Annotated in this window: 10 protein-coding genes; 1 reads left to right on the top strand and 9 read right to left on the bottom strand. The window is 69.8% G+C overall.

Annotated features, from left to right (window positions below; translation table 11 throughout):
- Window positions 1-8 precede the first annotated feature (8 nt).
- The 9 genes from Q6349_RS13725 to Q6349_RS13765 all read right to left on the bottom strand — a co-directional run bounded on the left by Q6349_RS13725 (window position 9) and on the right by Q6349_RS13765 (window position 9,152).
- Window positions 9-1,286, bottom strand: coding sequence for an N-acetylglucosamine-6-phosphate deacetylase (locus Q6349_RS13725; RefSeq protein WP_304604558.1), 1,278 nt, complete (start codon window positions 1,284-1,286; stop codon window positions 9-11).
- The gene (locus Q6349_RS13730) at window positions 1,283-2,116 is read right to left on the bottom strand and encodes a class II fructose-bisphosphate aldolase (protein WP_304604559.1); all 834 of its coding nucleotides are present in this window, start codon (window positions 2,114-2,116) and stop codon (window positions 1,283-1,285) included. Before Q6349_RS13730 ends, Q6349_RS13725 begins: the two co-directional genes overlap by 4 nt.
- Complete coding sequence (locus Q6349_RS13735) at window positions 2,117-3,052, bottom strand: 1-phosphofructokinase family hexose kinase (protein WP_304604560.1); 936 nt, start codon at window positions 3,050-3,052, stop codon at window positions 2,117-2,119.
- Between the two features lie 35 nt (window positions 3,053-3,087).
- The gene (locus Q6349_RS13740) at window positions 3,088-4,107 is read right to left on the bottom strand and encodes an ROK family protein (protein ID WP_304604561.1); all 1,020 of its coding nucleotides are present in this window, start codon (window positions 4,105-4,107) and stop codon (window positions 3,088-3,090) included.
- Window positions 4,104-5,000, bottom strand: a complete 897-nt coding sequence (locus tag Q6349_RS13745) for an SIS domain-containing protein (RefSeq protein ID WP_304604562.1) — start codon at window positions 4,998-5,000, stop codon at window positions 4,104-4,106. The genes Q6349_RS13740 and Q6349_RS13745 overlap by 4 nt, the downstream gene beginning before the upstream one ends.
- Before the next feature lie 62 nt (window positions 5,001-5,062).
- The gene (locus tag Q6349_RS13750) at window positions 5,063-5,917 is read right to left on the bottom strand and encodes a DeoR/GlpR family DNA-binding transcription regulator (protein ID WP_304604563.1); all 855 of its coding nucleotides are present in this window, start codon (window positions 5,915-5,917) and stop codon (window positions 5,063-5,065) included.
- Window positions 5,914-6,816: a carbohydrate ABC transporter permease gene (locus Q6349_RS13755; protein WP_304604564.1), complete on the bottom strand. Its 903-nt coding sequence runs from the start codon at window positions 6,814-6,816 to the stop codon at window positions 5,914-5,916. Before Q6349_RS13755 ends, Q6349_RS13750 begins: the two co-directional genes overlap by 4 nt.
- On the bottom strand, window positions 6,813-7,643 hold the full coding sequence (locus Q6349_RS13760) for a carbohydrate ABC transporter permease (protein WP_304604565.1): 831 nt from the start codon (window positions 7,641-7,643) through the stop codon (window positions 6,813-6,815). Before Q6349_RS13760 ends, Q6349_RS13755 begins: the two co-directional genes overlap by 4 nt.
- 225 nt (window positions 7,644-7,868) lie before the next feature.
- Window positions 7,869-9,152: an extracellular solute-binding protein gene (locus tag Q6349_RS13765; protein WP_304604566.1), complete on the bottom strand. Its 1,284-nt coding sequence runs from the start codon at window positions 9,150-9,152 to the stop codon at window positions 7,869-7,871.
- Window positions 9,153-9,443: 291 nt separating this feature from the next.
- On the opposite strand from Q6349_RS13765, the gene Q6349_RS13770 reads away from it, so the two are divergent.
- Window positions 9,444-12,395 (top strand): discoidin domain-containing protein, encoded by a 2,952-nt coding sequence (locus Q6349_RS13770; protein ID WP_304604567.1) that lies wholly within the window; start codon window positions 9,444-9,446, stop codon window positions 12,393-12,395.
- The last annotated feature ends 15 nt before the right edge of the window (window positions 12,396-12,410 follow it).

A 12,410-nucleotide genomic window follows, 5' to 3' on the forward strand; every position in this document is an offset into this window, starting at 1 on the left:
CGCCCGGGTCATCGCTGCACGGGCAGGACGTCGTTCCCCGCCCGCAGCACACGGCGGACACGGAGGTCGCCGTCGGTCACGACGACGTCGGCGCGGTGCCCGACGACGATCCCTGCGACGTCGGCCAGGCCCAGGACGTCCGCCGGCGTGCTCGATGCTGCCCGCACGGCGGCCACCAGGTCCGCACCGGCCGCGACCGCGGAGCGGACGACGTCCAGCAGACGGCTCGTCCCGCCGGCGATGGAGCTGCCGTCCGCGAGCCACGCGGCGCCGTCGACGACGCGCACGCTCATCGGACCGAGCTCGTAGCTGCCGTCGGCCATCCCCGCTGCTGCCATCGCGTCCGTCACGAGGGCGATCGCTCCCGACGGCGCCGTGGCCCCGCCCCGAGCCGCCCCGCACTCGAGCATGTCGAACACGGCGCGAACCATGCCGGGGGCGAGGTGGACACCGTCGGCGACGAGCTCGACGACGAGCTCGCCGCGTGCCGCGGCAGCAAGGCACGCGGCGACCGGACCGGGCGACCGGTGATGCAGCGGTTCCATCCCGTTGAACAGGTGGGTCGCCGTGATGCGTGAGTCCCGGCGACCCACCGCGGTCAGCGCCGCGCGAGCGGTCGAGATGGCCCGCTCCGTGGTGTCCGTGTCGGCAGCCGTGTGCCCGATCGACGGCAGGATCCCGAGGTCGACGAGGGTCTCGATGACCCCGCCCGGGCCGACGACGCCCTCGATCTCGGGCGCGACGGTCATCGTGCGCAGGTGGCCACGAGCGGCTGCCGCCAGCGCCCGGACCAGGTCCGGATCTCCCGCCCGCAGGTGTCGCGGGCTCTGGGCACCACGCCGTGCGGGTGAGAGGAACGGCCCCTCGAGGTGGATCCCGGCGATCTCGCCGGCGTCGGCGAGATCGGCGAGCAGCGCCACTCTCTCGCGGAGCACCTCCGCGGGCGCCGTCACCAGCGAGGCGACGACGCTCGTGGTGCCCTGGTGCAGGTGCGCGGTCACGGCGTGGCGAGCCCGAGCGGCTGTCGCCGCGTCGGGGAAGCTCGCCCCGCCGCCACCGTGGTTGTGGAGGTCGACGAGGCCGGGCAGCACCGTCGAGCCCGGCCGCGGATCGGGCACCGGCGCCTCGCCTGCACGAGCAGGCAGTGCCGTCCGCGGTCCGCACCAGTGGATCCGACCGTCCCGGATCTGCACGGCGCCGTCCTCGATGACGTCGGTCGGGGTCACGATCCGGCCGACCACCACCTCGGTGTCGGCGGTCGCCTCGCCCGCGTCGTCGTTCTTCACGCGCGCAGGACACCGAGAAGTCTGTGGACCTCGGTCTGCACGGCATCCCGGCCCGCACCGACATACTTGCGCGGATCGACCACCGTGGGATGGCTGTCCAGGAACGCGCGCAGCGCACCCGTCAGGGCAGCGTTCAGATGGGTCGAGACGTTCACCTTGGTCATGCCCGACTCGACGGCGCGCGTCAGGTCCTCGTCGGCGACGCCGGAGGAACCATGGAGCACCAACGGCACCGGGACGACGCGGCGGAGCTCACGGATGCGTCCGAAGTCGAGCGACGCGACGCGTTCCGTCATGGCGTGGGACGTGCCGACGGCCACTGCCAGGGCGTCCACGCCCGTCGCGCGCACGAACTCGACGGCCTCGGACGGATCCGTCCTGACACCCGGAGCATGGACACCGTCCTTGCCTCCCACCTCGCCGAGCTCGGCCTCGACGACCGCACCTGCGGAGCGCGCCTCCGCGACGACCTCGGCGGTCGCCGCGACGTTGTCCTCGTAGTCGAGCGTCGAGCCGTCGAACATGATCGACGTGAAACCCAGCTCGAGCGCCTCGGAGACGAGGGAACGGTCCTCCGCATGGTCGAGGTGGACGACCGTCGGCACACGTGATGACCTCGCGATGCTCAGGGTCGCCGCGCCGATGGGCTCCAGCGCACCGTGCCAGCGAACCGCGTTCTGGCTGATCTGCAGCACGACGCCGGTCCCGGCGCGCTCCGCGGCGGCGACGAACGCCTCGGCGTGCTCGACATGGATGACGTTGAAGGCGCCGACCCCACGGCCGGAGCGCCATGCCGGCTCGAGCAGCTGGTCGGTGGTGACGAGAGGCATTCACTTCTCCGTAGTCGTGGAGACCCGGGCGAGCAGGGTCTCGATGTGCTGAGGATCAGCCGCGCCGGCGACGGGCTGGAGTACGGCGGCCGCCGACGTGGCGACGGCGAGAGCGAGGCGGCGGGGCCACGGCGCGGCTCCTGACGCCGCGAGCGCAGCCATCGCCGCGTCGCCCGCTCCGGTGGGGTTGCCCACCACAGGCTCGGGGAGTCGCGCGTGCGCCAGGAGTCTCGCCCCCTGCGGCCCGGCCACGAAGGCGTGCATGCCCCGCTCCCCGTCCGTGACCACGACCGACCGTGCGTGCTGCAACAGCTCGGCGGCCCCACGGACCATGTCGTCCGTCCCGGTGGCCTCGGCGAGCTCCGACCGATTCGGCTTGACGAGGTCGGCGCCGGCCTCCGCCGCCCAGCCGAGCGCCGGACCCGAGACGTCGACGTACACCTGCGCCCCGGTCGCCTGCAACGACCGCACCAGGTCGGTGGTGCGGTCCTTGGTCGTGCCCGGAGGCAACGACCCGCAGACGGCGACCACCACGTGCGACGGCGCCGGTGCGGCCTCTCCGACGGTCCGGACGGTGGCAGCGATCAGGTCGGCCCACTCCGCGTCGTCCAGCTCCGGGCCCGGCTCGTTGACCACCGTGGGATGCGCTCCGTCACGAGGCACCATGGCGACGGACTGGCGGGTCGGACCTGCCACCGGCACGATCAAGGACGGCAGGCGATCCTCGAGCAGGTCGTCGGCGACCAGCCCGCCGAGCGCACCACCGAGCGGAAGGACCGCGGTGCTGCGGGCACCGAGGGTCCGGGCCACCCGAGCGACATTCACACCCTTGCCCCCGGCGCGCGCAGACCGCGCGTGCACCCGGACCGACTGGCCGATCGTGAGGTGGTCCACCTGATAGGTCAGGTCCCAGGCGGGGTTGGGAGTGAGTGTCACGACGGATCGTGGCACGCCCGCGACGAGCGCTGCGCTCACGAGGTGCGCCCCACGGCGGCGTCGAGACCGACGTCTCCTGCCCTGCCGGGGCCGCTCGACGAGAGCGGCGCCCGTACCGACCGTGCCGCCTCCCATGCCAACAGGGCAGCGCCGTGCGTCCCTGCCGCGGACCCCAGGGCCGCCGGCACGAGGCGGGGCACCGGATGCAGCGTGAGGTAGCGCCGCACCGCGCCGTCCAGCGGCTCCATGAGCGCCTGCCCGGCTCGAACGAGCCCGCCTCCGACGATCACGGTCCGCAGCCCCAGGGCACGCACCATCTCGGCGACGAGCTCTCCGAGCCGGTCGACACCGCGGTCCCAGACCGCTGCTGCGGTCCGGTCCCCGGCCTCGGCGCGGCGCAGCACCTCCAACGAACCGGGAACCTGGGCGGACGTGGCACCGGTCAGTCGCCGGTACTCACGAGCCATCCCGGCGGCGGACGCGTACGTCTCGGCACACCCTCGGCCACCGCACGAGCAAGCCTCCCCGGTGGTGGACCCGCCGTGCCCGACCTCTCCGGCCCAGCCGCCTGCGGAGTACACGTCACCGCGGAGCATCAGCGCCGCCGCGATGCCCGTGCCGACCGAGAGGTAGACATGATCCGGGGCACCGCGTCCTGCCCCGAGCTCCCACTCGGCCAGGCCGCCTGCACGGACGTCGTGCCCGAAACCCACGGGTAACTCTGTGGCCTCTTCGACGAGCGACCTCAGCGGGAGGTCGGTCCAGCCCAGGTTCTCGGCGCTCGCGACGACGCCACGGGCTTCGTCGACGGTTCCGGGGACGGCGAGCCCGACGGCGTCGATCCGGCGTCCCCGCGGCACGCGTGCCCGCACGGAGGCGATCGCCTCCAGCACGGCCTCGACGGCAGCCCCCGCGCCCTGCTCAGCGCGCGTCGAGGAGACCTGCTGGTGCAGGACGCCGTCGGCGTCCATGAGCGCCGCCTTGATGTCCGTCCCCCCGACGTCCAGCGCGATGACGACGGGCCGTGTGTCGGTGGACTCCGAGGGCCCGGTCATGCGATCCGCGCATCGAGGATCACGGAACGGGTGAGGTGTCGGGGCGCATCGGGGTCGAGACCCTTGTGGACCGCGTTGGCCACGGCGAGACGCTGCAGCCGCACGAGCGCGACCTGAGGGTCCTCGCGCAGGGGCACCGCCAGGGCGCCCGTGCGCTCCACGTCCTCGACGAGATCCAGGGCGCCCTCTCCGACGAGGTACACGATGCTGGACCCGTCCGAGACGCTGATCGGTCCGTGCCGATAGTCCATCGCCGGGTAGGACTCGGCCCAGGCGAGCGAAGCCTCGCGCATCTTGAGAGCGGCTTCGTTCGCGAGCCCGACGGCGAAGCCGCGCCCGAGGAAGGTGAACTGCTGACGCTCGAGGTGGCCGGGGGGCACGGCCCAGGTCACCGCGGACTCCGCTGCCTCGGCCAGCGGCTCGACGTCCTCCCCGAGACCCGCGCGCAGAAGGCTCAGCGCGCTGGTGGCGAATCGCGTCTGCACGACCGACTTCTCGTCCGCGAACGGCATCGCGACGGCGTCGTCGGCGGCGAGCGCGCAGGGCGACGCCGCATCGCCGACGATCGCCACGGTGCGAAGCCTCCCGCGCAGCGTTCTGAGGAGCTCGAGAATCTCGGTCGTCGTCCCGGACCTGCTGATGGCGACGACGCGGTCGTAGAGCCGTCCTGCCGGGAACTCGCTCCCGGCGAAGGCATCCGTCTCGCCGTGCCCGATCTCCTCGCGACGGGCGGCGTAGGCCTGGGCGATGAACCACGAGGTCCCGCAGCCGACGACGGCGACACGCTCGCCACGCTGCGGCAGGTCCGTCATGCGCTCATGGGCGAGCGCGGCTGCCTGACGCCAGGCTTGCGGCTGGCTGGCGATCTCAGCGCCGACATGGGTGGAACTCATCGTGGGCTTGCCTCTCTTCTCAGTAGTGATCGGCACCCGCCGACCACGGTCGTTCGGACGGTTCAGACCGTCACGATCTCGACGCCCGCGTCACGCAGGGGCGCCAAGGCTTCCTCGGTGGCCTCGCAGTCGGTGACGAGCGTGTCGACCCGACCGATCTCGCAGATCTGTGCGAAGGAGCGGACGCCGATCTTGTCGGACGTGCCGACGGCGATCACCTCACGGGAACGCGACACGAGGGCCGTCGTCACGCCCGCTTCCTCGGGTTCGCCGCAGGTCAGGCCGGCGGCCGCGTCGATGCCGAGCATCCCCAGGACGAGCGCGTCGATCCACATCGTGCTCGCCATCTGGATCGCGGCGGGGCCGGTGAGCTCGTAGGACTGCGCCCGTGCCGTACCCCCCAGGCAGACGGTCCGCACGTGCGGACGCAGCACCATCTCCGTCGCGATGTTCAACGCGCTGGTCACGACGGTCATGGCATGTCCCGTCGGCTGCCGGACCCCGTCGGTGGTGTCCTCGGAGTGCTCGCCGAGCGCCTTGGCGACGAGACTGGTCGTCGTCCCGCCGTTCAGTCCCACCACCGGCGCAGGATGCCGTGCGAGGACGAGGTTGGCGGCAGCGTCGGCGATGCGTTGCTTCGCGTCCAGCTGTCGCCCGAACCGGCGCGGCAGCCCGTAGGCGACCGATGCGGCGACCACACCGCCGTGGGTCCTGTGCGCCAGCTGGCGTCCCGCCATCTGGTCGAAGTCACGTCTGACCGTCGACTCCGATATGCCGAACTCCTCGGCCACCTCGGTGACGGACAGTCGTGTGCGATCCGCCAGGAGGGCCAGCAGCCGTTCCCAGCGGACGGACTTGGACATCCCCTCGGGGTCCTCGGTCCGGTCGTGCTCGTGTCGTGCATCGTCGGTCGTCACTTGATGCTCCCTGCGGTCAGGCCTCCTACGAGGCGCTTCTCGATCAGCGCGAAGAGGATGATCACGGGGACGATAGCCACGATGGACACGCCGAACACGTACTGCCACGCCGAGTCGTACTGTCCGATGAACTTCGTCAGCGCCACCGACAAGGGCTGGTTTCCTGCGGTCGACAGAATGACCAGCGATGCCGCGAACTCGTTCCACGCGGCCACGAAGGTGAAGATGACCGCTGTGACGATGCCGGGCCATACCAGCGGGAGATTCACCCTGAACAAGACCGTCCATCGTCCCGCTCCGTCGATCTGGGCCGCTTCGTCGACCTCCCGCGGAACGCTGGCGAAGAAGCTGTGCATGATCCATACGGCGAAGGCGAGGTTGAAGGCCGAGTTCACCAGGATCATCGCGATCCACGTGTCGTTGATGCCGATCGTGAGGAACTGGCGGAAGAGGCCGGCCACGAGGACCGCCGGCTGGAGCATCTGCGTCACCAGCACCAGGAACAAGAACGCGAGACGACCAGGGAAGCGGTACCGGGCCGTGTAGTACGCCGCGGGAACGGCGACGAGGAGCACGAGGAGCGTGGCACAGACCGAGATGACGACCGTCGAGATGAGGTTCTGCAGCAGCGGGGTCTCCGGGGTGGACCACATCGAGACGTAGTTCGACGGGTACCACTCCTGCGGCAGGTACGTCGGCGGGATCCCGAGGATCTCCGACCTGGCCTTGAGCGACCCGAAGAGCATGATCCCGTACGGGACCAGGAAGACCCCGATGATGACGACGCCCGCCACCACCCGGCCGATGACCGAACCCCCGGCCCCGGGACCGCCGTCGCGGTATCGGGACGTCTTGCGAAGCTGCGCTGCCGTGGCAGGAGCGGCGACACCGGTGCTCACTCGTCCACTCCCTTCATCGGCTTGACGATCCGCATGTAGGCGACGATGACCAGGACGACGATCGCGAAGTTGACGACCGAGAGCGCGGACGCCAGGTCGACGCGCCGGTCGGTCTGGATCAGCTTGAAGATCAGGGTGGTCGTGATGTCGGCGTCGTAGCCCGGGATGGAGCCGGTCATGATGCGGATGATCGGGACGTTGTTGAAGACGTTGATGATGTTGATGATGGTCGCGACGGCGACGGCGGGCCGCAGCTGGGGAAGTATCACGGAGAAATAGGTTCGGACGGGCCCGGCGCCGTCCATCCGTGCCGCCTCGACGATCGAGTGCGGAATGGACTGGAGCCCGGCGAGGATCGTGTACGTCGTGAACGGCAGAGAGACGAAGACAGCGACAAGAATGGCGACGATGAATGCAGGAACCACGTTGCGCGTGAATCCGTAGTCACCGACGTCGAGGATGCCGATGTCCGCCAGGAAATGATTGACGATCCCGTAGTTGGGCTGGAGGCTGTAATACACCACCGTCGACGTCATGACGACGCTCGCGGCCCACGGGACGATGACCGCCAGCCGCACGAGCTGTCTGCCGGGGAACTGCTTGTCCAGGAAGTTCGCCAACGCCAACGACAGCACGACCGTCAGAGCGACGACGACCACGACCCACACCACGGTGTTGAGCAGGACTCTCGGCAGCGCGCTGTTCGCGAAGATGTCGAGGTAGTTGGCCAGACCGACAGCTCCGCGGTCCACCCCCGACTGGGAGATCTCTCGGGTGGAGTTGTAGATCATGTACCCCGCGGGGAAGAGCACGATCAGGAAGATCAACGCGAGACTGGGGCCGATCCACGGAAGAGCGGAGAGCGTGTCCCGGAAGGTCCGCCGTGAACGGTCGACGGGATCCGCCGTCGGCTCGTCCGTCGTCGGCGGTCGCGACGCGCCCGGTGGCCGGGATTCCTGATGGAGAGTCGTGTGGGTCATGTCAAGTCCTCGATGGCGGTGAGGTGTCGGGCGAGCGTGCGGGGGTGGCGCGGGCACGCCACCCCCGGCACGTCAGGACTCGTCAGCCTTGGCCTGGATCTCGGAGAGGACCTCCTGCGCGTCGGAGCCCTGCGGGATCTGGCCGATCAGCGACTGGACGGCACCCTGGGTGGCCGACCACTGCGGGTTGGTCGACGGGTAGAACTGTGCGTCCGGCAGCAGGTCCAGGAAGGGCGCGATGCTCTCCTTGTCAGCCAGCTGCTCGCTGCCGGACTTCGTCACCGGCAGGAATCCCTCGGCGTCGACCCAGGGACCGTAGACGTCCGCCGCGTAGAAGTGGTCGAGGAACGCGGTGATGGCCTCGCTCTTGTCGCCGTCGTTCTTGAAGGCCATCAGGTGGTCGGCCACACCGAGAGTGACCGGCATGCCGTCCGCCGTCGCCACCGGCGCCGTGCCGTAGTCGAGCTCCGGGTTCTTGTCGGCGATCTGGCCGATGGTCGGCGGCAGGCCGACGATCATGCCGATCTTGCCCTGGACGAACACGTCCAGGAGAGGGGTGCGGTCCGTCGCTCCGGCGTCGGGCTGCGTCAGGCCGTCCACGGCGAGTCCCTGGAAGAACTCGGCGGCCTCGACGTTCTCGGGCGTGTCCACGGTGATCGCCTCGGAGTCGCCGTACCCGCCGCCGTTGCCGAAGAACCAGATCGCCGCTTCGGCCTGGGCCTCCTCGGACCCGAGCGGGAGCCCGTAGCCGTAGATCCCGCCGTCCAGAGCCGAGATCGCGTCGGCCGCCGTGCGCAGCTCGTCCCAGGTCGCCGGCGGGTTCTCGGGGTCGAGCCCCGCCTGCTCGAAGAGGTCCTTGTTGTAGAACATCGTCCGGGCCGATGCGATGAGAGGCATCCCGTACTGGGTGCCGCCCATGGAGGCGTTGTCGACGAACGACGCCTGGAAGTCGTCGACGGTCTCCGGGGAGAGCACGTCGGCGGCCGGGTAGAGCAGATCGTCCTCGACGAACCCGGCGAAGGCGTCGATGTTCAGGATGTCCGGCGCCTGGCCCGACTGCACCTTGGTGCGGACCACGTCGTTGATGTTGTCCCAGGACTGGACCTCGAGATTGACGGAGACGTCCGGGTTCTCGGCCTCGAAGTCGCTGATGACGTCCTCCCACAGCGACTTCGTCTGGTCCGAGTAGGTCGGGACGAGCAGGTCGAGGGCGGTTCCGTCACCCTCCTCGGCGTCGCCCGTCTCCGTCCCGAAGCCGCACGCCGACAACGCCAGTCCGGTCAGGGCCATGCCCGCGACCACGGTCATGAACCGTCGTGGCCGCGTCGCCGTCGGCCGCATCATCGTGTTCTTCATCCTTGAATCCTCCGCGTCGTTGCATCGAGGGCGATCCTGCCGTGCCCGCCACAGAGCGACGGACCTGCCATCCCTACTGATGGATCATGAACGTTTTTTGCTCGTTCGGATCAGATTCAAGCATGCAACGGAGTCGTGCGTCCAGTGGCAAGATCGCGCGGCCTGCTGGCCGTGCAGCTGAGCGGGCCCGGCCGGCTCTCGTCGGTCCGCGGCGCGAAACGCCTCTGGACAGCACCGATGGCGTGTGACAGTTTGTGATCGAATCAACGCCAAATCAATTGGAGTCCGTCAATGATGTCGGAGTCAGTCACCCGCACCTCCCGCACGGTCGGGGCCGTCCTGGGAACCCTGGCGGTCGCGATGGCCGGCGCCGTGGCCCCGGTGGTCGCGACCGCGTCCGAGGTCACCGATCCGGCCTCGCTGCAGCCGGTGGACACACCCTCGAGGTATCCAGGGGCGCCCCCGGGCGCCGCCGAGATCGACGAGTCCGGCACCGACCTCACGCTCCACAACGACGCGATCTCCGTCACGTGGTCGTTCGGCGGCGACACCGCTCGCCTGTCCGCGCTCGAGCACGTGGCGACCGGCCACGCGGCCGCCATCGATGCGTCGAGCCTCCTCACGCTGCATCTGGCTGACGGAACGAAGATCTCTGACGGCGCCATGACGCGGATCGACGGCCCCACGGTGCGCGAGCTGACCCCGTCCGCCGACGCGGCGCGTTGGGCCGAACGCGACGGTGGTGTCGAGATCACGGCGACGTTCCGGTACGACGACGGTTCGGGGAACGGCGTCGACCTGACCTGGGCGGCTTCGCTGCGGGACGGATCGGCGACCGTGGGGCAGCGCTTCACGCTGAGCGACGTCCGGGGGTCGTTCGACGTCACCTCCGTCGACCTCGTCGACGCGGACTGGCCAGGAGCGCGCGTCGAGGGCGAGGACGACGGGAGCCCGGTCGTCATCGGCGAGCCGGGACACGAGACGTTCTTCGTCGGCGTGGAGAACCCCATGTCGCGACCGGTCGTCGAGAGCGGGAAGCTGCGCATCGACGTCCCACGCTCCGCGCCGCTCGTCCCGGACACCGAGATCAGCTACACGACCAGCATCGGTACGGTGCCGCAGGGTCAGCTGCGGCGCGCCTTTCGCCACTACGTCGAGCGCGAGCGCGTCCACGCGCGCCGCACGTTCCTCCACTACCAGAGCTGGCTCGACCTGAAGCCCCCGTCGGAGGTCATCGACGCGAACGAGCTCAACGAGGCGATCACTCTCTTCGGCAGCGAGCTGACCAGTCGTGGTGCGACCATCGACAGCTTCTGGGTGGACGACGGGTGGGACTACGTGCGGTCACCCGCCGTGGAGGACGAGTCCGATCTCGCGGTCTGGGACTTCGATCCCACCGAGTTCCCCGACGGTTTCGCCCCCCAGAAGGAGATCGCGTCGACGTTCGACGCGTCGATGTCCGTGTGGATGTCACCGTACGGCGGGTACGGCCTCAGCTCCGTCAACCGCCGCGCTCTCAACGCGAGCAAGCCGGCCGACGAGCGGTTGGAGACCAACGACAGCGGGTACTTCGCGCTGGGCGGCGAGCGCTACAGCCAGCGCTTCCGCGAGGTCATCTTCGACATGGTCGACAACCAGGGGGTGCGCGGGTTCAAGTTCGACGGCATCGGAGGCGGAATCCGTCAGTCGGGCCCGAACCCGGAGTACCTCGGGGACTACGAGGCGCTGCTGGACCTCATGACGGATCTGCGCGAGCACGAATCGGAGGTCTGGATCAACGCGACGGTGGGCACGTGGGGCTCCCCCTACTGGCTCTGGTACGCCGACTCGATCTGGCGCGACGGCTCGGACTACGGACAGTCGGGTCAGGGCAGCCCTCGCCAGCAGTCCGTGAACTACCGCGACTCGGAGACGTATCGGAACATCGTGGACGAGAACCCGCTGTTCCCCGTGCCGTCCCTCATGAACCACGGGCTCACCTTCACCGACCTCAGCGGCGTCCCCATGAGCACCGACCTGTCGGACCCGCTGGTCCGCGACGAGGTGGCTGAGGACATGCGGGCCTACTTCGCCCTGGGGCTCGGCCTGCAGGAGCTGTACGTCCGGAACACCATGGTGCGGCCCGACCAGCCGGGCGCCGAGTGGTTCTGGGACGAGCTCGCCAAGAATGCCCGGTGGGCACGCGACCACGAGAACCTGTTGGCGGACACGCACTGGGTCGGCGGCGACGCCGCGTACGGCGGGGTCTACGGCACTGCGGCATGGGCGCCGGGAAGCACGGGATCCACTCCGGATCAGGGCATGCTCATGCTGCGGAACTCGGCCGGATACCCGCAGGAGTTCGCGATCGACGTCGTGGAGGTGTTCGACCCGCCCGCCGGCGCCGCTGACACCTACGCCTTCTCCGATCGCGACGGGGTGCACGACGGATTCGTCGCCGGCGCAGGTGCCGAGTACCGGCTCGAGCTCGACCCCTACGAGGTCGTGATCCTCGAGGCGGTCGCGAGCGACGAGGAGCCGACACCGAGCGAGCCGTCCCGGTCCCCGCTGGACAAGACCGGCTGGAGCGCGACGGCCGACAGCGAGGAGACCGTTCTCGAGAACGGTGCCGCTGCTCGAGCGATCGACGGAGAGAGGGGGACGATCTGGCACTCCCGTTACTCCGACGGCATCGCTCCCCTGCCCCACGAACTGACCATCGACCTGGGTGGTGAGTACGAGATCGACGGTCTGCGGCACCTGTCCCGTCAGGACGGCGGGACGAACGGCCGGATCTCCACCTACGAGATCGCGACCAGCCTCGACGGCGCCTCCTGGACCACCGTGGGATCCGGCGAGTTCAACGGGACGGCAGCTCCGGACCACGTCGAGCTCGAGCCCGGCACCGCGCGCTACGTCAGGCTCCTGGCCACCGGATCGGCCAACGGCCTGCAATACACCAGCGTCGCCGAGATCGACATCTTCGGGCGTCCCGCCGAGGTGCCCGTCGACGTGACAGCGCGGTCCGCGTGCCTGGGTGGAACGGCCGCCGTCGCCGTCCGAGCGAAGAACACGAGCGACGGCGCGCTCGACATGCGCCTGGTCACGCCCTACGGGACACGAGACGTCGAGGACGTGGCCCCGGGGGCCTGGGCCTACCAGGCATTCACGACTCGGGAGGCGCAGATCGACGCAGGCGAGGTGGAGGTCGACGTCGAAGGCATGGGGGTCGTGTCGGCGACGTACGACGCCGCATCCTGCTGAGTCACTGTGCCGCGT

It is taken from the genome of Isoptericola sp. 178 (genome assembly GCF_030586525.1).
Classification (GTDB): domain Bacteria; phylum Actinomycetota; class Actinomycetes; order Actinomycetales; family Cellulomonadaceae; genus Isoptericola; species Isoptericola sediminis.

Coding starts and splice junctions, on each gene's coding strand:
- Q6349_RS13765 (WP_304604566.1), bottom strand. CDS start 9,152: ATGAAGAACACGATGATGCGGCCGACGGCGACGCGGCCACGACGGTTC.
- Q6349_RS13745 (WP_304604562.1), bottom strand. CDS start 5,000: ATGAGTTCCACCCATGTCGGCGCTGAGATCGCCAGCCAGCCGCAAGCC.
- Q6349_RS13730 (WP_304604559.1), bottom strand. CDS start 2,116: ATGCCTCTCGTCACCACCGACCAGCTGCTCGAGCCGGCATGGCGCTCC.
- Q6349_RS13770 (WP_304604567.1), top strand. CDS start 9,444: ATGATGTCGGAGTCAGTCACCCGCACCTCCCGCACGGTCGGGGCCGTC.
- Q6349_RS13740 (WP_304604561.1), bottom strand. CDS start 4,107: ATGACCGGGCCCTCGGAGTCCACCGACACACGGCCCGTCGTCATCGCG.